Below are 22,726 nucleotides of genomic sequence, written 5' to 3'. Positions count from 1 at the left end.
TGAAAGTATGGAATTTCGTTATTTACCAATGACAGAAACAGATAAAAAAGAGATGCTGCAGCGAGTCGGAGTGGAACACTCTGATGAGCTTTTTTCTGATATTCCAGAAGGTGTCCGTTTTAAAGGTGAACTTGACATCAAGGCACCCAAAAATGAATACCAGCTGATGAAGGAGTTAACTGATCTGGCTGGTAAGAATGTCAATTTGAAGTCTCATACATCCTTTTTAGGTGCCGGCGTATATGATCATTACATTCCATCCATTGTGGATCATGTTATTTCAAGATCAGAATTTTATACCGCATACACGCCCTATCAGCCTGAAATTTCACAAGGTGAACTTCAAGCGATTTTTGAATTCCAAACGATGATCTGTGAATTGACAGGGATGGATGTAGCAAATTCTTCTATGTATGATGGCGGAACAGCTCTTGCGGAAGCGGTCAATCTTTCAGCGGGTCAGACCAAGAAAAAGAAGGTTCTCGTTTCAAAATCGATTCATCCGGAATCATTGGATGTTATTCGCTCATATGTGAAGGGTCCTGGTGTAGAAGTGGTTGAAATTGATCACAAGCACGGGGTAACAGACCTGGATCATTTGGCAGAAGAACTGGATGAAGACACAGCAAGCGTTGTTGTACAATATCCGAACTTTTTTGGCCGGATCGAGCCTTTAGATCAAATACGCTCTATTGTAGATACAGAGAAAAAAGCGATGATGATCACATCAAGCAACCCTCTCTCCCTAGGGTACCTTACACCGCCCGGGGAGTTTGGAGCAGATATTGTAGTCGGAGATGCTCAAGTATTCGGAATACCTGCTCAATATGGTGGCCCCCACTGCGGCTATTTTGCCACAACTAAAAAGTTGATGAGAAAAGTGCCCGGACGTCTCGTAGGTCAAACCGTGGATGAGGAAGGGCGCCGGGGATTTGTATTAACTTTACAAGCTCGTGAACAGCATATACGTCGTGATAAAGCTACATCGAACATTTGTTCCAATCAAGCGTTGAACGCACTGGCAGCCTCCGTTGCGATGACCTCTCTTGGAAAACAAGGGCTGAAGAAAATGGCGAAAATGAATATCCAAAAAACAGCTTACATGAAGAAGCAGCTGAAGGCAGCAGGGTTCGAAATCGATTTTGAAGGTCCATTCTTCAATGAGATTGTTGTCAAACTTGAACGTAACGTCTCAGAAGTGAATCAGAAGCTTCTTGATAAAGGGTTTATTGGCGGATACGACCTTGGACAGGTGGATGAAAACCTGAAAAAATCCATGCTCCTTGCTGTAACTGAAATTCGCACAAAAGATGAAATAGATGCATTTGTTAAGGAAATGGGGGATATTCATGTCTAATCAGGACTTTCCGTTAATTTTTGAAGAAAGTCAAGAAAGCCGTACCGGGTTCAGTCTTCCAGAGTTGGACGTGCCGGAAACAGATGTCGATGAGATGATAGGTGGGACTTATGTAAGGAGGAATGAACCTGATCTTCCTGAAGTGAGTGAACTTCAAATCATGAGGCACTACACAGCTCTGTCTAAGCGCAATCATGGAGTAGACTCAGGTTTTTATCCTCTTGGGTCGTGTACGATGAAATACAACCCGAAAATGAATGAAGATGTAGCCCGCCTGACTGGCTTCAGCCATATCCATCCTTATCAGCCGGTAGAAACGGTTCAAGGGGCTCTCCACCTTATGTATGACCTCCAGGAATCACTTGCTGCAATAACTGGCATGGATACAGTCACTCTCCAACCGGCAGCAGGAGCCCATGGAGAATGGACAGGATTAATGATGATCCGCGCCTATCATGAATCAAATGGCGACTTTAACCGCACAAAAGTGATCGTCCCTGATTCGGCTCATGGAACCAACCCCGCTTCAGCTACAGTAGCAGGATTTGAAGCTGTTACGGTTAAATCCGATGAGCGCGGCCTTGTTGATTTAGAGGACTTAAAGCGAGTGGTTGATGAGCACACAGCAGCCCTCATGCTGACAAATCCGAATACACTCGGACTGTTTGAAGAGGATATTGAGGAAATGGCAAATATTGTCCACGAAGCAGGTGGAAAACTTTATTATGATGGTGCTAACTTAAATGCCATTCTTGGATATGCACGTCCGGGCGATATGGGATTTGATGTTGTACATTTAAACCTTCATAAAACGTTTACTGGACCCCATGGAGGCGGTGGTCCTGGTTCTGGCCCGGTGGGTGTAACAGCTGAATTTGCTGAGTATTTACCAAAGCCAATTTTAACGAAGGAAAACGGTCTGTATGTTTTTGATAACAATCGTCCAAATTCGATTGGAAGGGTGAAACCTTACTACGGAAACTTTGGAATCAATGTAAGGGCCTATACCTACATCCGCACGATGGGACCTGAAGGATTGAAGAAGGTCAGTGAATATGCTGTCATTAATGCGAATTATATGATGCGTCGTCTTCAGGAAGAGTTTGATTTACCTTTTGATCGCCATTGTAAACACGAGTTTATTTTGTCAGGAAAACGTCAGAAGAAATTAGGGGTTCGCACGTTGGATATGGCTAAACGCCTGCTTGATTTTGGTTATCATCCTCCAACTATTTATTTCCCAATTAATGTTGAAGAGGCATTGATGGTGGAACCAACGGAAACAGAATCTAAGGAAACTCTGGACGGCTTTATTGATCGTTTGATACAAATTGCTAATGAAGCGAAGGAAAACCCGGAGTTAGTCCAGGAGGCTCCTCATACGACGATCGTTAGTCGAATGGATGAAACACAAGCAGCCAGAAAGCCGGTTTTAAGGTATACCAAAAGTGAATAAACCTAAAAAAACGGAGTCCACCTAGAGGTGGACTCCGTTTTCATATATCATTCATTGAAAAAGCTGATTGTTCATTACCACTATAGTAATATGCATTACAAGCTCTTGAACTTCCCTGATTTCATTCGAAATCGGAAGTTAAGTTTACTTTTTGCTTTTAATTTTTCCTGACCATTTTTTAAATCCGCCTTCAAGCATATTCAGATCTTCATATCCTTTTTTATGAAGCATCATAGCTGCACGGGCAGATCTTGCTCCACTTTGGCAGTATAAATAAACTGGTTTATCTTTTCGGATTTCAATAAGACGGTTCCGCATTTGTGAAAGGGGAATATTTCTTGCTCCAAGAATATGTCCACCATCAAACTCTTTTGGCTCACGTACATCAATTAACTGTGCTTTTCTGTATCCCTCGCGAAACTGTTCCTCTGTCAAAGTGTTCATAATTTTTCTTGCTTTGAAGAATCTATAAAGACCGAAGGCGATAATTAAAACGAGTGCTCCGATTAAGATCCATAATTCCATAATTCCATCCCCCTTGTTTCTCTATTCCTCTATCTATTATAGAAGGGAACCACACGCATTTCAAAAAAAATTTTATATACCACTTAAAAAAACTTGTTTTGGCAGGCTTCTTACTACATACAAGGATGCAACTAACGAAAAAAGGAATGAGAAAAGAGAACATATGGTTTTTCTTTTATTCTCTTCTTTTTTCAAAAGATATCTTAAGAATACCTGATTGACAAAATTCAACACGTTCGTTCAAGAACACAATATATGGGGATATAAAAAATATTACAACACAATATATTGATTACTTTTTCGGTAATGTGGTATGTTACATATATCAAATTTAATTGTTTAGTTTTTAAATAAAGGGAGAGATGCAAAATGCAGACCACAACCTCCACAGATGTTCATACAAAAATTAATGTAGAGCGTTTAAATGCAGATATCGGACAGTTTCCTCAAGTCCATGAAATAACGGATGCTATGTCCATTACCCACAAAGGAGTTTCACGGCTGGTTATGCTTGATCGTTATGCTTTTAAAGATACGGAAAAGCTGACGCTGGCAGAAGGGGATTTTGTTGTATTAACTGTTAAGGATGATCCGAAATTTCCAGCTCGTGGGTTCGGTTTTATTCATTCCATCGACTGGGAAAGTCATGAAGCAACCGTCCGGGTCGAGAACGAATTTGTGCATGTTCTTGATCATGAAGAAGAAAGGGAAACCGGATTAATCCGCAGAAACTTGGATACCATTGACAAACCTCTTGAGGTTTATTACGAACAAATTGCCCTTCGTAATGCGCAAGGTTTGTCAGAGGTTGAAACGGACCCAATTCGAAAAGAACAGAGCTTTCAGGAATTTTATGAAGAGCTTTCCGACTTGAATTTTATTCCGGCGGGCCGTGTTTTATATGGAGCAGGTTCACAGACAGATGTAACTTATTTTAATTGTTATGTCATGCCATATATCCAAGATTCACGTGAAGGGATTTCCGATCATAGAAAACAAGTCATGGAAATAATGTCGCGCGGAGGTGGAGTAGGAACAAATGGTTCTACACTTCGACCTCGGAATACACTTGCACGCGGTGTGAATGGGAAGTCTTCTGGTTCTGTTTCCTGGCTGGATGATATCGCAAAGCTGACTCACCTGGTTGAACAGGGAGGATCAAGGCGCGGTGCTCAAATGATTATGCTGGCCGACTGGCATCCAGACATTCTTGAATTTATCATTTCCAAGATGCAGAATCCTAGAATTTTGAGATTCTTGATTGAAAATACAGAAGATGAAAAAATTAAGCAGCTGGCAAAGGATAAGCTTAAATTTACTCCGCTCTCAGAAACAGAAAAAGACCTCTATCAGAGTGTTGTTAATTATAAACACATTCAGGGACAGGGTGGTTTTACAGATCAAAGTATTCAGGAAGCAGAAGAAAAACTCTCTTTAGGAGGAACCTACAGCGTTCATAACTCTGAATTTTTAACTGGGGCGAATATCTCTGTGTGTATAACTAATGAATTCATGGAAGCTGTGGATCAAGATGCTGATTACCACCTTCGCTTTCCAGATGTTGAAAATTATACGTCAGAAGAAATGAACAAATATAATGAAGAATGGCATCAAAGTGGAGATGTTCGGGAATGGTCTGACCGCGGTTTTGGCATCCGCACCTACAGAACAGTAAAAGCTAAAGAGTTGTGGAACCTGATTAACATCTGCGCAACATATTCTGCAGAGCCTGGAATCTTCTTTATTGACAATGCCAATGAAAAGACTAATGCGCAGGCTTACGGTCAGAAAGTTGTGGCCACAAATCCTTGTGGGGAACAGCCGCTTGCCCCTTATTCTGTGTGTAATTTAGCTGCTGTTAATTTAGCAAGCGTCGCAGATAAAGAAAATAAAAAGGTTGATTTCGAGAAGCTGAAGCAGACTGTCCAAAGAGGTGTGCGCATGCAGGATAACGTTATTGATGCGACGCCTTATTTCCTGGAAGAAAATAAAGTACAGGCCCTGGGGGAACGCAGGGTCGGTCTTGGGGTAATGGGACTTCATGACCTGCTGATCTATTGTGAAACAACATATGGTTCAGAAGAAGGAAACCAGCTGGTTGATGAAATCTTTGAAACGATTGCCACAACGGCTTACCGCACCTCTATCGAACTGTCTAAAGAAAAAGGCAGCTTCCCATTCCTGATTGGGGATACAGAAGAGGAAACAAATCAACTGCGTCAAAACTTTATTCAAACCGGTTATATGAAAGAAATGCCTGAGGATATACAGAACGACGTATTGAAATATGGGATTCGCAACTCGCACTTATTGACCGTGGCCCCTACTGGAAGTACAGGTACAATGGTTGGCGTAAGTACCGGTCTTGAGCCATATTTCTCCTTTTCCTATTATAGAAGCGGACGACTGGGTAAATTTATTGAAGTGAAGGCGGATATCCTCCAGGAGTATTTGGATGCCAACCCTGAACAGGATTCCAATGACCTGCCGGAATGGTTTGTCACTGCAATGACTATGTCACCTGAAGCTCATGCAGATACGCAGTGCATTATTCAAAGGTGGGTGGACAGTAGTATTTCTAAAACTGTAAATGCTCCAAAAGGGTATACCGTAGAACAGGTGGAGAATGTATACCAACGCTTATATCGTGGTGGAGCGAAAGGCGGTACAGTATATGTTGATGGCAGCCGTGACAGTCAGGTTCTTACGTTAAAGGCAGAAGACAACGACTTTGAAGGAGAACAGACAGAGCTGTTTGAAGAGGAAAGAAGTCCTCGTGTGGTTTTGATGGATACCATTCATGAATTAGACAAAACCAACGTGACTATAGGGTCAGAGGTTGGTGACACATGTCCCGTCTGCCGTCAGGGAACCGTGGAAGATATTGGTGGATGTAACACATGCACCAACTGCAATGCTCAATTAAAGTGTGGATTGTGATTTGTTTAAAAAGGACACCGGTCTATCCAGGACTGGTGTTCTTTTTTCTAGTCTCCGTTATTGTTGATATTAATTTCATAAGAAAGTCATTCAATTGTTTTATATAAAATGGCAATAGTAGGTCGTTTTAGGAAGTGAACCGCTTTTTACTGGCACTATCTCTTCTTGCAAAGTCTTGAAACTTAATCTGCAGTATAAAGGTGCTTATATGAAACCAGGAGAGAGTTTTAGCAGAGCCATTTTCTAGGTAGAGCGCTGCTTGTAACGAAGTGGAAACTAGTGTATCATTTTGATGTGGTATCCTAAGCTGTAAAAAACGTGATTGTAAGAGCATTCTGTAAATTATAGAGCTCTTATGACGTTTAAAGACTGGTATGTCTGTCTTCCGGTCCGCTGACGTTTTGGACACCTACATAAAGACAGGTTATTGGGGGTTCATCATGCCAACACCAAGCATGGAAGATTATATTGAGCAAATTTATATATTAATAGAGGATAAAGGCTATGCACGTGTCTCTGACATAGCAGAAAATCTTGAAGTGCACCCTTCATCTGTTACAAAAATGGTCCAGAAACTTGATAGGGATCAATATTTGAACTACGAGAAATACCGTGGGCTCATCTTAACTCCAAAAGGAAAAAAAGTCGGCAAACGACTCGTTTATCGTCATGAACTGCTTGAGCAGTTTTTGGAGTTGATCGGAGTGGATCAAGAAAATATTTATGAAGATGTAGAAGGTATTGAACATCATATGAGTTGGAACTCCATTGATCGCATTGGTGATCTTGTACAATTCTTTGAAGAAGACCCGGTCCGTGTTCAAGCGTTGCGAAAAATACAAAAAAAGAATGAAGAACAAAATGGTGAATAGAAAAGACGCATGTAAACATGCGTCTTTTCTTTTTTCTATAGGAGCAGGCTGAGGCGTTCTAATTCAATGGTTTCCCGTTTATAATGGTTAAAAGTGGGGTGAAGGATGGTGAAAGTGGACGGTGTCTTTTCTGGAGGTGGAGTCAAGGCTCTGGCTTTTGTTGGAGCTTTAAAGGAACTGGAGGATCAGGGGTACTCTTTCAGTCGAGTCGCAGGAACTTCCGCCGGCGCAATTCTTGCCAGTTTGACTGCAGCTGGTTACTCAGCAACGGAAATTAAGCAGCGTTTAGAGAAATTATCTTTTGATAACTTAGTAGATGTTCCACTGAGTGACCGGGTGTTTCCTTTTCTAAAATGGCTGCTGCTATACTATCGTTTAGGATTGTATAAGGGAAACCAACTGGAGATTGTTCTTGAACAATGGTTAGACGAGAAGGGGGTTCGGACGTTTGCCGATCTTCCCCCGGGATCTTTAAAGGTGATTTGTTCAGACCTGACTCTTGGAAGAATTGTGGTACTCCCTGATGATCTGAAGAAAGTGTACGGAATTGATCCTGCAACATTTTCTGTAGCAAAAGCTGTACGAATGAGTTCCAGCCTCCCTTATTTTTTTATTCCAGTAAAAATCCATGGAAAAAGAGGAAAGTCTGTCATTGTTGACGGTGGAGTCCTTAGTAATTTTCCAATCTGGATATGGGAGAAGCGGGATGGCTGCAGAAAGCGGCCAATTATAGGCATGAAGCTCAGCGATGAGCCGGATAAACTCCCTGAGCAGAAGATAAGAAATGCAATACAGATGTTCCATGCTTTATTTAAGACGATGCAGCAGGCCCATGATTCACGATATATATCAAAAACGTTAAGCAAAGATATTATATTTATTCCGGTCAGCGAGGTAGAAACAACAGATTTTAATATAAGTGAGAAAGAAAAAGAAGCTCTTATGAACCTTGGGCATCACCATGCAAAAGAGTTTTTGAAGAGATGGAGTAAATAATTTATATGTAAAAAAATCGAGCCGCTAAAAAGTGGCTCGATTTTTATCTTTGCTTTTGTTTCCTTCGATAACGCGGAGTTGTGGTCCATTGGCACGTCTGCGGTTTTTCCTGCCGATAGTGGAAGTTTTTGCTTGTGCTTTGGCTACAGGGCTCTTTTTAACAACAGGTGTCTGCTGTTTATATTTTTGTTTCGATTGCTTTACTGCTTGCTTGTATTTTTTCATCTCATTCCGGTTTCCGCCAGTTCCTCCCCCAAAACCACGATTGCGTAGGAAGAAGAAATAGATTGCCCCGTAAATGAGAGCAGCGATTCCGATCATTGTTACAATCGATGTTAAGAATCCTGAGGTGTTTGTGAAAAGCTGGATTCCAACAAAGAAGATGGCAAGACCGATCAATGTGTACATGACTGGAGTCATCCAATTACGCATTACAATTTCCTCCTTTCTAGTAAGGTCACCTGCGAGATTATGTTTAGTAATATATACCCTGTTTAGTGAGTGTTTCATCATTTCCTGGGGGTGGGAGTATGTTTGATGTTCTATTTATGATTCTTTCCTTGATAGAGTAAATTATGCAGCGTTCATCACTTTGTTAAGGTGAAAGAGTGCTAATAGTAAACTCTTTCCTTATAACAGATTGTTCTAAACTAAAGAAAATTCTAAAACCTCTGGACTTTAATTTTACATCAAAATTGTAAGAATCACTACCACTATTATTAGATCAAGCATGAAAAAAATGGTCTTGGTTAAAATGAATAGTGAGGTGATGGAAATGGCTGATAAAGAAAAAGATCAAAGACAACAGGAGCCACAGCAGAGCGTTGTATTGAAGTCTATAGTAATTGGTTTTGCTTCAGGAGTATTTTGGAGTGGTCTTGGGGCGGTTGCCTACTATTTCCACTTTACAGAAGTTTCAGCGGCGTCCTTTATTTTTAGATCCTTTTGGCAGACGGATTGGACAGGGACATGGCTTGCAGAAGTCCTTGCTATCTTGATTATTGGAATATTATCAATGGGAAGTGCGCTGATCTATTACTTTACATTGAAAAATAAAAATGGGATTTGGCCTGGTGTGTTTTACGGCCTTGCTTTATGGGCCGTCGTTTATTTTGTTTTGACTCCCATTTTCCCGGCGATTCCTACATTTTTGGAATTGAGTAGTGATACTTGGGTAACAACAGGCTGTTTATTTATTTTATACGGAGTATTCATTGGGTATTCCATTTCTTATGAGTATCATGAATTCAATCACACAGCAGAATCTTATTCAAATGAGGAAAGAGTATGATAAACTGAATTTGACGACAATTTTGGAACCGGTGAGGTGGAAAAGATGGGGACGAAGCGACTCTTACTAATTAACGGACCGAATTTAAATAGACTCGGGAAGCGGGAACCGGATACATACGGGAAACAGACGCTTGAGGATGTTATCCGTTTAGTTAAGGATACTGCTTGGGAATATGGATACGAGGTGGAAGAATTTCAATCCAACCATGAAGGTGATTTAGTGGACCAGATACAGGTAGCAGAGGAGAAAGCAGCAGGGGTGATTCTAAATCCTGCCGCCTATACTCATACAAGCGTCGCACTTCGTGACGCAATAAGCTCTATATCTATACCAGTCGTAGAGATTCATATTTCCAATGTTCACAACAGAGAATCTTTCCGCCACACTTCCATGACCGCCCCTGTATGTGCAGGTCAAGTCGTCGGGTTCGGGGTTGATGGATACCGACTGGCTACCTTAGGGGTAATCAATAAGATAGAAAGTGGAGGGAGAAAAGAGTCATGAGCAAACTTTCAAATTTGAGAAAAGCGATTTCTACTGAGGGTCTTGATGCATTATTAATTATGAGTCCTAAAAACAGACGTTATATGTCAGGGTTTACGGGGTCCTCCGGAGCACTTCTTATTACGGAAAGTAGTGCAGTCTTAATTACGGACTTCCGTTATACAGGCCAGGCCGGTGAACAAGCAGAAGAATTCGAAGTAATCGAACACAAAACGCCTATGCCTAAAGCTGTTGCATCTAAAGTAGAAGAGCTTGGTTTAAAGCGCGTAGGGTTTGAAAAAGAACATGTTACATATAGTTCATATGAGCAGTATAATCAAGCTCTGGAAGCTGAACTCGTTCCAACTTCCGGGATGGTTGAAAAATTACGCTTGATTAAGACGGATGAGGAGATTAGTATATTAAAGGATGCCGTTAAGATTGCCGATGATGCTTTTCAACATATTCTCAGCTACATAAAGCCGGGAGTTAAAGAGATTGATGTATCCAATGAGCTGGAATTCTTCATGAGAAAGCAGGGGGCAGCCTCTTCAAGCTTTGATATCATTGTAGCTTCCGGTTATCGCTCCGCCTTACCTCATGGAGCAGCTTCTGAAAAAGAAATTCAATCTGGTGAATTAGTTACCCTGGACTTTGGTGCCTTATATAAAGGATATTGTTCTGATATAACTAGAACCGTTGCTGTAGGTGAAATCAGTGACGAGCTAAAAGAAATTTATGATACAGTATTACAGGCGCAGCTCAAAGGTATGGAAGGGATTAAAGCAGGGATTACAGGCAAAGATGCGGACGCATTAACACGTGACTATATCAAAGAAAAAGGGTATGGTGAATACTTCGGACATTCGACAGGTCATGGCATTGGTCTTGATGTTCATGAAGGGCCGGGGCTTTCTTTCCGTTCTGATCAAACGATTCTTGAAGAGGGTATGGTTGTCACAGTAGAACCTGGTATTTATGTACCGGGAGTTGGCGGCTGCCGTATAGAAGATGACACAATTGTCACAAAAACAGGAAATGAGCGTCTAAGCCAGTCCACCAAAGAATTAATCACGTTGTAATTAAAAGGAGGAAGACATATGATTTCAGTAAATGATTTTCGTACAGGTTTAACAATTGAGGTTGAAGGTGATATTTGGCAGGTTATGGATTTCCAACATGTGAAACCTGGTAAAGGAGCAGCTTTCGTTCGTTCAAAGCTACGTAATCTGCGTAATGGAAACATTCAGGAGAAAACGTTCCGCGGTGGAGAGAAAGTGGAGCGCGCTCACATTGAAAACCGTAAAATGCAATATCTGTATGTGAATGGAGATATGCATGCATTTATGGACACAGAAACTTATGAACAAGTGGAAATTCCTACAGCTACTATTAAAGAACAATTGAACTATCTGAAAGAAAATATGGAAGTGCAGATTCAATCCTACCAAGGTGAGACAATTGGTGTGGAACTGCCGAAAAACGTAGAACTGGAAGTAACAGAAACAGAACCTGGTATTAAAGGGGATACGGCAAGTGGTGGAACTAAGCCAGCAACACTTGAAACAGGATTGACTGTTCAGGTGCCTTTCTTTATTAATGAAGGTGAAGTCTTACTGATCAGTACAACAGAAGGCAAATACGTTTCCCGAGCATAATTTGAATGGAATGAAAGAGCTTGTCCGATATGGGCAGGCTCTTTTTTTGTTGCTTATCTTGAAACGGGTAAGATGATTTTAAAGGCGCATTAAGGTTTTCGTGGCAGAAAAATCCCGTTCGCTTTTAAAGATTTAGTGAACTTGTAAGAAAGGTATAGAATGCAGAACGCCGGCTTACTGCAGGATTTTTGTAGGTATTCATCTCTCATTTCTATATTATTTACAAATTCCTTTGTAAACAAATGCCTCTATTAACTCTCTATCATCCCCTCTTAGGTTCTTCTATTTTTATATCATTTGTTCTGTCATAAGTAGAAAGTACAGACATACATATGAAGTAAACCAAACAAAGGAGTAAAAGAGGATGAAGGAGATTATACGACTGTTTCCCCCCTCTTGTCAGCATCTCTTAAAGGAAAATGTCCGCTGGGAGAGTGTACAGGAAATTCGCTTAAGAGTTCACCGTCCCATAGAGATCTTGGATGCTGCAGGTCACCAAACCATTGAGGGTACAATAATGACCTCAGAAAATCTATCGTTTGTATTAAATCAGATAAGTGAGTATTCCCTCTATCGATTTAAAGATGAATTGAAAGAGGGGTTCATCACTATTGAAGGAGGTCACAGAGTAGGACTTGCAGGGAAAGCGAACACTCATCACGACCATGTAGAGTCGTTGAAGCATATTTGTTTTATGAATATTCGGGTGGCTAAAGCGACAAGAGGACATGTGGAACGGCTTATTCCTTATTTACTTAACGAAGGGAAGTGGCAGAGTACTTTAATTATCGGACCTCCTCATTCTGGAAAAACAACAATGCTGAGAGAGTTAGCCGCATACATTGGTTCCGCTCAGCCTGGATATGAAGCATCAAAGGTAGCTGTTGTGGACGAGCGCTCAGAGATTGCTGCCAGTTTGAGGGGGATACCTCAGTTGGATGTCGGGGTGCGCACAGATGTGATGGATGCATGTCCAAAATCTGAAGGAATGATGATGATGATTCGTTCCATGTCACCAGATGTTTTGATAGTAGATGAAATTGGTGGTGAAAGTGACGCTCAAGCTATCTGTGAAGCAACCTTTACAGGAGTGAAAGTGATATGCAGTATTCACGGAGATGGGTGGGGCCTGGTGAAAAAGAGGCCCTCGGCGAAAAAGTTATTAGAAGAACAGGTTTTTGACCGGTATCTTATATTGGAACGTTTAGGCCCATCATCTAACGGGGCGTGGACTGTGCTTGATCAGACAGGACAAGCCCTCGCTGAGTGGAAAGGGAGGGGAAGAGATGCAGTGGATCGGAGCCGTCATCGTATTAACGGTCACTACATGGGTGGGGTTTGATATGGCCTCCAGGTTTAAACGGAGACCTGGACATATTCGGCAGTGGAAGAATGCTCTACAGATGATTGAAGCAGAAATGGTATATGGCCAATCTTCCTTGCGGGAAGTATGTGAGAATTTGTCCAGGCAGCTGCCTAAACCGATTAATAAATTCTTTGAGAATATGATGAAAGAAGAATGGTGTGATGAGTTTTCTTCCTTATGGTCTAGAAATATTAAATCTCACTGGTCCATGAATGCCATGGGGAAAAATGAATTAGAGATCTTAGTGCAGTTTGGCAGAACGCTTGGACAGCATGATTTGGAGCAGCAGCAAAAACAAATCCAGTTGACCCTTCATCACCTTGACCGGGAACTCCACGAGGCGATTGAAGTTGGTGATCAATACCAGAAGATGGCCAAAGGAATGGGGATACTAAGCGGACTTTTAGTCATCATCCTAATCATGTAGAAGGGGGAATGGTCGTTTTGCTACAAGATGCAACCGTTCTGTTCCAAATAGCAGGTGTTGGGATCATCGTCGCTATGATTCACAGTATTTTAAAGCAAATGGGAAAAGAAGAGATTGCACAGGCGGTAACTTTGACGGGTTTTATCATCGTTCTATTTATCGTTCTTCATCGATTGGCAGATCTTTTCCAGCAAATTAAATCAGTCTTCTTATACCAGGGGTAAATGATGGATATTATCCAAATTGTATCGTTAGGGCTGGTAGCGACCATATTGATTGTCCTGCTGCAGGAACAAAAATCATCGGTCGCCTTCCTCCTTTTACTGTTTACAGTGATCATCATTTTCTTGTCTGTGCTCGATCAGGTCAAATATATTTTCACTCTTCTCTCCTATATGGCTGAACAAGCACAAGTCGAACCTGTCTACTTTAAGACCATCCTGAAGATTATTGGAATTGCTTATATTGTCGAATTTGGTGCTCAGCTTATTAGGGATGCAGGATTGAATGCTTTAGCTTCAAAAGTTGAGCTCGCAGGAAAGTTATTTATTTTAATGCTTGCTATACCGATCGTTACTGCTGTTATTGAAACCATTATCAATTTCATACCAGGAGCTTAGGAAATCGGGAGGGATGCAATGAAACGAATATGGGTGTTGTGCTTAATCATTACCGGTATTTTAAGTTTTCCAGTAGTTTCACTTGCTGCTCCTTCATCTCCTAATCCTGAAGGGCTGCCATCTATGATTGATCACATCTCGACAGAAGAATTAGAGGAGAATTGGGAAGATTTGAACCAGCAGTACGGCGAGTATCTGCCCTCCTTTCACACGAATAACTTTCGTGAATTTATTCAAAATGAGAACACAGTTCAATCCTCCGACTGGTACTCTGGTATTCTCGAATTTTTCTTTCATGAGTTGATGCTTAATGGGAAATTACTTGCCTCTTTGTTGTTTTTAACGCTGTTTAGTACCTTGCTTCAATCGGTTCAATCAGCTTTTCAAGATTCTGTAGTTAGTAAAATTGCGTATATGGTCGTCTACTTGGTTCTATTAACACTTGCTTTAGAAAGTTTTCGGCAGGTGATTAATTATACGCTTGACGCCATTGAGCGGATGAGCAGTTTCATGATTGGTCTCATTCCACTACTGCTGGGAATTATGGCTTCGTTTAGTCATTTAATGTCGATATCTTTTTTTCATCCCATTATTATCGCTCTCGTGCAGTCGAGTGGACTGTTAGTGAAGTATTTATTAATTCCACTGTTCGCTTCATCTGCCTTATTGTTAATTGTTGGCAGCCTGAATGATACGTATAAAGTCGACCATCTTGCAGAATTGTTGAGAAAAACAGGGCTTGCCGTTATGGGGATCTTTCTTACAATTTTCCTTGGTGTAATCTCTGTGCAGGGAACCGTTACAGCTGTTCAAGATGGGATTACCATGAAAACGGCGAGGTTTGTGACCGGAAACTTTGTTCCTGTTGTGGGGCGGTTGTTTACAGATGCAACAGACACCATACTTGGAGCTTCCTTAGTCTTAAAAAATACATTGGGAATTGCCGGGGTTGTCATTTTATTAGGGATCTCTGTGTTTCCAGCGTTAAAAGTACTGGCGATTGCCATAATTTATAAAATAGCAGCAGCATTGTTACAGCCACTGGGGGACGGGCCGATTATACAGGCTATGGATGTTGTCAGCCGCCATATCATGTATATATTTGCAGCTTTATTAATGGTATCCATGATGTTCTTCTTAGTCATTGTCATTATGGTGGCCGCAAGTAATATAACAATGATGATTAGATAGGGTGATAAAAAATGAGTCTTTTCATCGACTGGATCACTAAGATTGTCCTGTTTCTTCTATTAGCTATGGTGGCTGATGCGCTTCTGCCATCGGGCGTCATGAAAAAATACGCACGACTTGTTTTGTCCATTCTGCTCCTGCTCATCTTCCTTGGACCGTTACTTCAATTGTTAAAAATCAATCCAGAACAACTGGTGCAGTCGGCTGATTACTCTATGAAACAGCAATTAAATGATGCACAAATGGATGAAAATATCGAAGCAAAGAAAAATGAAATACTCGAAGGACAAGATGCATATAAATTAGAACAGGTTACTCAAACTTTGGCTGCAGAAATAAAAGAACCTTTGTTAGAAGAGCAGCATGTATCTCTGGTTGACCTCCAGATGAGTTTCGTTAAGCAGCCTTATAGCTTGGAAACGTTGGACAAGCTGACTCTGACACTCTCTCGTGAATCGGAAGACCAGACAGTTGAGAATGTGGAGATTTCGATAATGGATGAAACGACAACCACAGAAGAGAGTGAGCCTGATCGTGAGCTTCTCAATTGGTTGGCTGAGCGTGTGGACTTGGACAAAGAACAAATCGAAATCCGCTGGGAGGAATCCGATGAATAGATGGTGGAACAAACTCATTCAGTCTTTGTCTGGTAAAGAGGGGAGAAAATTGAATAAACCAAAGTATATTATCGGACTGGGAATTATAGGGGTGCTGATTATTTTAACAAGCAACTGGTTTCAGCCGGATTCCTCTCCATCTGCCCCATTGGCAGAGAGCGGGGCAGAATCGCAGGAAACCCCCTCGGCAGCCGCTCAAGTATCAGAGAAAACCGATTCTATCTCTCAATTAGAGGAAGAGTACGAGAAACAGCTGAAACCTCTCTTAGAAAATATCCAGGGTGTAAGCGCTGTGGACATCATGATCAATCTTTCGTCCACGCATAAAAAAGTGTATGACAAAAATTTAATAATAAGCAAACAAACCACACAGGAAAACGATAAGAATGGAGGGGAGAGGGAGATTGAAGATTATTCGAGAGAACAGCAGCTAGTTCTCGTACGTCAGGGTGATCGTGAAGTTCCACTGCTCACACAGACATCTAAGCCCGAAGTGAGCGGGGTCTTCGTGACAGCCGAAGGCGTTGATCAAATGCAGGTGAAATCATGGGTTGTTGAAGCAGTTTCCAGGGTGTTGGATGTGCCAAGTCATCGAATTTCGGTTTTGCCTAAACAATAAGGAGGGGTTCCTTTGGTGAAAAAGCAAACAGTTTGGTTGTTGACAATGTTAAGTTTGTTGATTGTTTTGAGTGTTTATTATATGACATCCCCGGATAATGGAGAAATGGCTTTTATCCAGGAAGATGAGTGGGCAGAGATTACAAGTGAAACCGCAGGAGAAGGGGTGGAGACAACTGGGGATGGAACCGTAATATCCCAAATTTCTACAGATGAATTATTTTCTGCTATTCGATTAGATATGAAAAACCAACGTGATCAACTGCAGGAGCAGTTATCTGAAATAGTCACCTCCAGTGAGTTTACCACTACAGAGAAAAATGAAGCATTAGAAAAGATAGAAACGATTAAATCAAACCAATCCAAAGAATCAATCATTGAAAATACGATCCTTGCCAGTGCTTCTTATGATGATGTTCTTGTCCGGGCAGAAGATGATGTGGTTCACGTAACTGTCAAAGCGGATGAATTATCTAAAACAGAAACGAACCAAATTATTCAAATGGTGTCCGATGAATTCGGTCAAAAACAGGTTCAGGTACAATTTCAACCGGCAAGTGAGTGAAGAAAAGCCTTTCCTCTTGATAGAGGGGGGCTTTTTTATTTTTTCTTTATCCCCTCTCTTTAAGGGGTTATTGTTACTTTCACTTAACAATGGCTTGCAGATGGTCATACTTTAGTGGCATCAGGTAAAAAGGTGTATAATGATAAGAGATAGATTAATAGTTACTAGGATAGGTGAAACATATTAGATCAATCGCCCGCTCCTATGCCAAACCTAATTTAAATGAACGCCTCCAAAGGGAGGAACACAAATAGTAATGAACCGAATTTTATGCGACTAAATGTGTTTTGTTTTTCCATTTGTTAGCATATGGGGCTGTCTTTTCATACCGCTTTCATGTGGTAAGTTGCAGTGAAGTGGTATTCTATAATAGAATGTTAAGAGGAGTTATTAGTACCAGTTATAAAAAGTCATTATACATAAAGGAGTGCCGTATATGTTGAAGGTACAAGAAATCCGTGAAATTATTAAATTAATCGATCAATCCAACATTGATGAGTTCTGCTATGAAGCAAATGGGACAAAGGTTTCCATGAAGAAACAGCTGGGTGAGGTTGTATCTGAACCTATCCAGGTTCAACAACCAGTACAAGCGAAACCACAACCTACACAAGAAGTTCCTGAAGAAACTCCTCAGCAGAAACAAACGCAGGAATCTGCTGAAACAGCTGCGCCTAAAGCGGAAACAGCTGAAAAGAACTATGATGCAGAAGTGAAATCCCCAATGGTGGGAACATTCTACCAGTCACCATCTCCTGACCAGGATGCTTATGTAAAAGTAGGAGATCAGGTATCAGAAGATTCTGTGGTTTGTATCGTAGAAGCAATGAAGCTGTTTAATGAAATTGAAGCGGAAGTATCAGGCGAGATTGTCGAAATTCTTGCCAAAGACGGTGAACTAGTGGAATATGGACAGCCGTTGTTCCGTGTAAAGTCTAAGTAAACGGGGGATAAGACGTTGATTAAAAAAGTTTTAATTGCAAATCGAGGAGAAATTGCGGTTCGTATCATCCGTGCCTGTAAAGAAATGGATATACAAACGGTCGCTGTTTATTCCGAAGCAGATAAGGAAGCCCTTCATGTACAGTTGGCTGATGAAGCTTATTGTGTTGGACCTAAGTTAAGTAAAGACAGCTATCTAAGCTATACCAACATCATGAGTGTTGCTACGTTGACGCAGACAGATGCTATTCATCCAGGTTATGGTTTTCTCTCAGAAAATGCAGAGTTTGCCGAGATGTGTGAAGAATGTAACATCACTTTCATTGGACCGTCCTCTTATGCCATTCAGAAAATGGGTACGAAAGATGTGGCCAGAGAAACAATGAAAGAAGCTGGAGTTCCAGTCGTTCCTGGCTCAGCAGGTATTATTGAGGGCGAGGAAGAAGGTCTGAAAGTCGCAGAAGAAATCGGATATCCGGTTATTATTAAAGCGACTGCTGGTGGAGGCGGTAAAGGAATCCGGGTGGCCCGAAATGAAGAAGACTTGAAGACGGGTATACGAATGACGCAGCAGGAAGCTGAAACGGCTTTCGGGAACCCTGGGGTTTACATTGAGAAATTTATCGAAGATTTCCGTCACGTTGAAATCCAGGTATTAGCAGATAATCACGGAAATGCCGTTCATTTAGGAGAGCGGGATTGTACGATCCAGCGTCGACTTCAGAAACTAATTGAGGAAACGCCGTCTCCTGCGATTTCCGAAGAAATGCGGGCTAAAATGGGCGACGCAGCGGTTAAAGCTGCTCTTGCTGTTAATTATTCAGGTGCAGGAACTGTAGAATTTATCTTTGATAAAGAATCAAATTCTTTCTATTTTATGGAGATGAATACGAGAATACAGGTCGAACATCCAGTTACAGAGATGGTGACAGGTGTCGATCTGATTAAAGAAATGTTGTTGATTGCTAATAACGAGGAACTATCCTTTAAACAAGAAGAAATTGAGTTTGAGGGCTGGTCAATGGAATGCCGGATAAACGCCGAGAACCCATATAAAAACTTCATGCCATCAGCTGGAAAGATTGAGATGTATCTTCCGCCGGGTGGTTTAGGTGTACGGGTGGATTCTGCTGCTTATCCTGGTTACTCCATCCCGCCATATTATGACTCTATGGTGGCCAAGCTGATCACCTACGGCCGCGACCGTGATGAAGCTATACAACGGATGAAGCGTGCCTTGGATGAATTTGTTATTGAAGGAGTACACACAACAATTCCTTTCCATCAAAAAATGATGGAACATGAGGTGTTTGTCGGTGGAGACTTTAACACAAAGTTCTTAGAAAAATATACTATCATGAAAGATGAATCTTAAAAGGAGTGGTCATGGTGAGTGATAAGCAATTATTGAATGTGACAGATGGATCGACATTAGGTAATATCGAGATTGCTCCTGAAGTCATTGAAGTTATTGCGGGAATTGCTGTATCCGAAGTTGCGGGAGTAGCGTCGATGCGCGGCAATTTCGCTTCTGGTGTAGCAGAACGTCTTGGTAAAAAAAATCATGGCAAGGGTGTCAAAGTCGAATTGACTGAAACCGGCATTTTGATTGATGCTTATGTGGTAATGGACTATGGCATTTCTATCCCTGACACAGCTCAAAAGATTCAAGATAACACAAGGCAGGCATTAAAGAACATGACGGCTCTTGAAATTAATGAAATCAATGTTCATATTGTCGGCGTGCAGATGGAACCAGTAAAAGAAGAAGAAAACGAGACAGAAGCCTATTGATAGGAATCAGAAAGGGAACTCCCTTTCTGATTTTTTTCTTTTTTTCATGACTCTAATGAAATATGGGATGTCACAGAAATTTCACACATTTTACTGAGCATGGCTTTTATTCCGCTAAAATGTTATTATTCTAACGGATATTACCTTAAAGGAGAATGAACATGAAACGACGCACAGCACGAGAAAAAGCTTTCCAAGCGCTTTTTCAAACGATTACCAGCGAAATCGATACAGATGAGGCGATCCAGCACGTAGTGGAAGACATAGAAGTGGATTCTTTCTTATACGATCTGGTTCACGGAGTTATGAAGAATCGTGATGAACTGGATGAATGGATATCAGCCCACCTGGATCACTGGACGCTGCCTCGTCTTGCAAAAGTTGAGAAGACGGTTCTAAGAATGGCCGCTTATGAAATGAAGTACAAAGAAGATGTACCAACACAAGTAGCAATTAATGAAGCAATTGAACTTGCAAAGATTTTTGGAGAAGAAGAATCCGGGAGATTCGTGAACGGCGTCTTATCCAAAATGGTATAAAATTTCGAGGGGGAATAGGAAATGTCAGCAGAAGTCATTTACGGAAAGCAATTAGCTGAAAACCTGCGTCAAGAGATGAAGGAAGAAGTGAGTATCTTACATGAACGAGGGCTCCGGCCAAAACTTGTGGTTGTCATTCTTGGGCAAGACCCTGCATCCATGTCCTATGTTAAAGGGAAACAGCGTGCTTCAGAGAAGATAGGGATGGACTCTGACTTGATTGAGCTTCCAGTGGACACTTCTGAACAGGAGCTTCTGGAGTTAATAGAACGCCTGAATCAGGATGAAACAGTCCATGGCATTCTTGTTCAGCTGCCTGTACCTGATCACATTTCCGATCAGAAAATTATCGAAGCTATAAATCCAGAAAAAGATGTGGATGGCTTTCATCCTGAAAATGTCGGGAAAATGTTAACGGGTCAGGACACATTTTATCCTTGTACCCCCTATGGAATTATGGTCATGCTTAAACGTGCAGATATTACAATTGAAGGCAAACACGTTGTGATCATTGGACGAAGTAACCTTGTAGGGAAGCCTGTTGGACAGCTGCTTCTTAATGAAAATGCAACAGTGACTCACTGCCACTCCAGGACGAAAAATCTTCGTCATCATACCAAACAAGCAGATATCCTGATTGTAGCTGTCGGTAAACCTTCTATCATTTCAGGAGAAGACATTAAAGAGGGTGCGGTTGTTATTGATGTCGGGGTTAATCGTGTAGATGGCAAGCTTACAGGGGATGTCGATTTTGAATCTGCTAAGGAAGTCGCTTCTCATATTACCCCTGTTCCTAAAGGTGTTGGACCAATGACCATCACGATGCTGCTTCACAATACGATAAAAGCTGCTAAACGTATCCATAATGGGTGAGGAGGCGTTTTTGTGCAAGATCAGTATTTGACAGTTACGGCTTTAACGAAATACATCAAGCGTAAACTCTCAGGTGACCCCCACTTGAAAACGGTATGGCTGCGGGGAGAAATCTCAAACTTTAAACATCATAGCCGCGGGCATATGTACCTGTCATTGAAAGATGAACAAGCAAGAATTCAGGCTGTCATGTTCGCAGGAAACAACAGGTCACTTAAATTTACGCCGGAAAACGGCATGAATGTTCTGGTCAAAGGTGAAATTAATGTCTATGAGCCAATGGGCCAGTATCAGTTATATATTAAAGAAATGCAGCCCGATGGTATTGGTGCTTTATACTTTGCTTTTGAGCAACTTAAAGAAAAGCTTGGAAAAGAAGGGTTGTTTGCTCCTGAGCGTAAACAGGTTATCCCTACATACCCTAAGCATGTTGGTGTCATCACATCCCCCACAGGTGCGGCGGTCCGGGACATACTGACGACAATTAAACGTCGATATCCGATTGTTCCTGTATCCATTTTACCTGTACTCGTTCAAGGGGATCGGGCTGCATCTTCGGTTGTCAATGCGATTCAATACGCAAATGAAAACCTTGACTGTGACGTTCTCATTGTTGGGCGTGGCGGTGGTTCAATTGAGGATTTATGGGGGTTCAATGAAGAAATTGTAGCCCGTGCCATTGCAGATTCTGACATCCCGGTTATTTCAGCTGTTGGTCATGAAACAGACACGACTATTAGTGATTTTGTTGCCGATGTTCGAGCGGCAACCCCTACAGGAGCAGCAGAATTAGCTGTTCCGTCTATTACTGAATTACGGGAACAAGTACGTCTTCTTAATCAGAGGCTGGTTCGAGTGATGAATGTACGGAGGGTTGAAGAGAAGCAAAGGCTTCAGAGATTGCAAAAATCTTATGCTTTTAAGTTTCCAGAACAATTGATGAGACAAAAAGAGCAGGATTTAGATCGTGTTCTTGAGCGTATGACAAGGCAGATGAAACAATTGAGTTCTCAGCGAAAAGAACAAACAACTTATCTATATAAACGCCTTCGTCAGCAAGGTCCTGAAGCAAAGATTAAAGAGGGCTCTGAAGCATTGGAATCTCAATCGAGACAGTTTCAAAAACGTTTCGACCAGCTCTTGCAATATAAAAAGGAACGATTCCATAATGTTATAGAAAAATTAACCTTATTAAATCCTTTGGAAATTATGAAGCGTGGTTATGCAATCCCTTTTGATGAAAACGAAGAAGTGATTAAGCGTACTTCCCAGGTTTCCAAAGGGGATAAGATTTCATTAAAGATTCGCGACGGACGTGTGGATTGTCAGGTGCAATCGGTTAAGGAGGATGAATATGACGGATAAGCAGACTGAAATGAGTTTTGAAGAAGCAATGAAGCAATTGGAAGAAATTGTAGAAAAACTGGAGACAGGTGAAGTTCCTTTGGAAAAAGCCATTCAATACTATCAAGAGGGCATGAAACTTTCAAAATTGTGTAATGAGAAGCTTGGTCATGTAGAAAGTCAAATGCATCAAATTATGAATGAACATGGAGAGTTTGAACCTTTTTCTGTACAGGAGGAAGACTGACA

General features: G+C 41.4%; 26 protein-coding genes. 24 read left to right on the top strand and 2 right to left on the bottom strand.

Going from position 1 to position 22,726, the window contains the following annotated elements; all coding sequences use genetic code 11:
* The first annotated feature begins 7 nt into the window (after positions 1-7).
* Together gcvPA and gcvPB are read left to right on the top strand one after the other, a co-directional pair.
* Positions 8-1,357 (top strand): aminomethyl-transferring glycine dehydrogenase subunit GcvPA, encoded by a 1,350-nt coding sequence (gene gcvPA / locus LC036_RS12430; RefSeq protein ID WP_226582971.1) that lies wholly within the window; start codon positions 8-10, stop codon positions 1,355-1,357.
* Positions 1,350-2,813, top strand: a complete 1,464-nt coding sequence (gene gcvPB, locus LC036_RS12425; RefSeq protein WP_226582968.1) for an aminomethyl-transferring glycine dehydrogenase subunit GcvPB — start codon at positions 1,350-1,352, stop codon at positions 2,811-2,813. The genes gcvPA and gcvPB overlap by 8 nt, the downstream gene beginning before the upstream one ends.
* Before the next feature lie 144 nt (positions 2,814-2,957).
* Here gcvPB and LC036_RS12420 read toward each other — a convergent pair whose 3' ends face one another.
* The gene (locus tag LC036_RS12420; protein ID WP_226582965.1) at positions 2,958-3,338 is read right to left on the bottom strand and encodes a rhodanese-like domain-containing protein; all 381 of its coding nucleotides are present in this window, start codon (positions 3,336-3,338) and stop codon (positions 2,958-2,960) included.
* A gap of 369 nt (positions 3,339-3,707) precedes the next feature.
* On the opposite strand from LC036_RS12420, the gene LC036_RS12415 reads away from it, so the two are divergent.
* The 3 genes from LC036_RS12415 to LC036_RS12405 all read left to right on the top strand — a co-directional run bounded on the left by LC036_RS12415 (position 3,708) and on the right by LC036_RS12405 (position 8,146).
* Positions 3,708-6,278, top strand: coding sequence for a vitamin B12-dependent ribonucleotide reductase (locus LC036_RS12415; protein ID WP_226582962.1), 2,571 nt, complete (start codon positions 3,708-3,710; stop codon positions 6,276-6,278).
* Between the two features lie 440 nt (positions 6,279-6,718).
* Positions 6,719-7,150 (top strand): transcriptional regulator MntR, encoded by a 432-nt coding sequence (gene mntR / locus LC036_RS12410; RefSeq protein ID WP_226582959.1) that lies wholly within the window; start codon positions 6,719-6,721, stop codon positions 7,148-7,150.
* Between the two features lie 108 nt (positions 7,151-7,258).
* Positions 7,259-8,146, top strand: a complete 888-nt coding sequence (locus tag LC036_RS12405) for a patatin-like phospholipase family protein (RefSeq protein WP_226583922.1) — start codon at positions 7,259-7,261, stop codon at positions 8,144-8,146.
* 24 nt (positions 8,147-8,170) lie between these two features.
* On the opposite strand, the gene LC036_RS12400 is transcribed toward LC036_RS12405, so the two are convergent.
* Complete coding sequence (locus LC036_RS12400; RefSeq protein WP_226582956.1) at positions 8,171-8,578, bottom strand: SA1362 family protein; 408 nt, start codon at positions 8,576-8,578, stop codon at positions 8,171-8,173.
* Positions 8,579-8,900: 322 nt separating this feature from the next.
* Between LC036_RS12400 and LC036_RS12395 the strand changes: the two genes are divergently transcribed.
* From LC036_RS12395 to LC036_RS12305, 19 genes are all read left to right on the top strand, one after another.
* A complete protein-coding gene (locus tag LC036_RS12395; RefSeq protein WP_226582954.1) occupies positions 8,901-9,437 on the top strand; it encodes a YqhR family membrane protein in 537 nt (178 codons plus the stop codon).
* Positions 9,438-9,482: 45 nt separating this feature from the next.
* Positions 9,483-9,944 (top strand): type II 3-dehydroquinate dehydratase, encoded by a 462-nt coding sequence (aroQ, locus tag LC036_RS12390; protein ID WP_226582951.1) that lies wholly within the window; start codon positions 9,483-9,485, stop codon positions 9,942-9,944.
* Entirely contained in the window at positions 9,941-11,005 is a 1,065-nt protein-coding gene (locus LC036_RS12385; RefSeq protein WP_226582948.1) for a M24 family metallopeptidase, read from the top strand. Before aroQ ends, LC036_RS12385 begins: the two co-directional genes overlap by 4 nt.
* 18 nt (positions 11,006-11,023) lie before the next feature.
* Entirely contained in the window at positions 11,024-11,581 is a 558-nt protein-coding gene (gene efp / locus LC036_RS12380; RefSeq protein WP_226582945.1) for an elongation factor P, read from the top strand.
* Between the two features lie 364 nt (positions 11,582-11,945).
* A complete protein-coding gene (gene spoIIIAA, locus LC036_RS12375) occupies positions 11,946-12,923 on the top strand; it encodes a stage III sporulation protein AA (RefSeq protein ID WP_226582943.1) in 978 nt (325 codons plus the stop codon).
* Entirely contained in the window at positions 12,868-13,374 is a 507-nt protein-coding gene (gene spoIIIAB / locus LC036_RS12370; protein WP_226582940.1) for a stage III sporulation protein SpoIIIAB, read from the top strand. The genes spoIIIAA and spoIIIAB overlap by 56 nt, the downstream gene beginning before the upstream one ends.
* 17 nt (positions 13,375-13,391) lie before the next feature.
* On the top strand, positions 13,392-13,598 hold the full coding sequence (gene spoIIIAC, locus LC036_RS12365) for a stage III sporulation protein AC (RefSeq protein WP_226582937.1): 207 nt from the start codon (positions 13,392-13,394) through the stop codon (positions 13,596-13,598).
* A gap of 3 nt (positions 13,599-13,601) precedes the next feature.
* A complete protein-coding gene (gene spoIIIAD / locus LC036_RS12360) occupies positions 13,602-13,994 on the top strand; it encodes a stage III sporulation protein AD (protein ID WP_226582935.1) in 393 nt (130 codons plus the stop codon).
* Between the two features lie 18 nt (positions 13,995-14,012).
* Complete coding sequence (gene spoIIIAE, locus LC036_RS12355) at positions 14,013-15,185, top strand: stage III sporulation protein AE (RefSeq protein WP_226582932.1); 1,173 nt, start codon at positions 14,013-14,015, stop codon at positions 15,183-15,185.
* Positions 15,186-15,196: 11 nt separating this feature from the next.
* Positions 15,197-15,802, top strand: coding sequence for a stage III sporulation protein AF (gene spoIIIAF / locus LC036_RS12350; protein WP_226582929.1), 606 nt, complete (start codon positions 15,197-15,199; stop codon positions 15,800-15,802).
* Complete coding sequence (gene spoIIIAG, locus LC036_RS12345) at positions 15,795-16,421, top strand: stage III sporulation protein AG (protein ID WP_226582926.1); 627 nt, start codon at positions 15,795-15,797, stop codon at positions 16,419-16,421. Before spoIIIAF ends, spoIIIAG begins: the two co-directional genes overlap by 8 nt.
* Before the next feature lie 15 nt (positions 16,422-16,436).
* Entirely contained in the window at positions 16,437-16,985 is a 549-nt protein-coding gene (locus LC036_RS12340) for a SpoIIIAH-like family protein (protein WP_226583919.1), read from the top strand.
* A gap of 436 nt (positions 16,986-17,421) precedes the next feature.
* Positions 17,422-17,928 carry an acetyl-CoA carboxylase biotin carboxyl carrier protein gene (accB, locus tag LC036_RS12335; protein ID WP_226582923.1) on the top strand — a complete coding sequence of 169 codons (507 nt, stop codon included), beginning with the start codon at positions 17,422-17,424 and terminating at the stop codon, positions 17,926-17,928.
* Positions 17,929-17,943: 15 nt separating this feature from the next.
* Positions 17,944-19,302, top strand: a complete 1,359-nt coding sequence (gene accC, locus LC036_RS12330) for an acetyl-CoA carboxylase biotin carboxylase subunit (protein ID WP_226582920.1) — start codon at positions 17,944-17,946, stop codon at positions 19,300-19,302.
* 14 nt (positions 19,303-19,316) lie between these two features.
* Positions 19,317-19,721: an Asp23/Gls24 family envelope stress response protein gene (locus LC036_RS12325; RefSeq protein WP_226582917.1), complete on the top strand. Its 405-nt coding sequence runs from the start codon at positions 19,317-19,319 to the stop codon at positions 19,719-19,721.
* Positions 19,722-19,882: 161 nt separating this feature from the next.
* A complete protein-coding gene (gene nusB, locus LC036_RS12320; RefSeq protein ID WP_226582914.1) occupies positions 19,883-20,260 on the top strand; it encodes a transcription antitermination factor NusB in 378 nt (125 codons plus the stop codon).
* A 21-nt stretch (positions 20,261-20,281) separates the two neighbouring features.
* Entirely contained in the window at positions 20,282-21,133 is an 852-nt protein-coding gene (gene folD / locus LC036_RS12315) for a bifunctional methylenetetrahydrofolate dehydrogenase/methenyltetrahydrofolate cyclohydrolase FolD (protein ID WP_226582911.1), read from the top strand.
* A 12-nt stretch (positions 21,134-21,145) separates the two neighbouring features.
* Positions 21,146-22,498, top strand: a complete 1,353-nt coding sequence (xseA, locus tag LC036_RS12310) for an exodeoxyribonuclease VII large subunit (RefSeq protein ID WP_226582908.1) — start codon at positions 21,146-21,148, stop codon at positions 22,496-22,498.
* Positions 22,488-22,724, top strand: coding sequence for an exodeoxyribonuclease VII small subunit (locus tag LC036_RS12305; RefSeq protein ID WP_226582905.1), 237 nt, complete (start codon positions 22,488-22,490; stop codon positions 22,722-22,724). Before xseA ends, LC036_RS12305 begins: the two co-directional genes overlap by 11 nt.
* Positions 22,725-22,726 lie beyond the last annotated feature (2 nt).

Source organism: Halobacillus litoralis, assembly GCF_020524025.1.
Taxonomy (GTDB): domain Bacteria; phylum Bacillota; class Bacilli; order Bacillales; family Halobacillaceae; genus Halobacillus; species Halobacillus litoralis_D.
The sequence above is the reverse complement of the archived record's forward strand: the minus strand, read 5'-3'. Positions and strand labels throughout refer to the sequence as shown.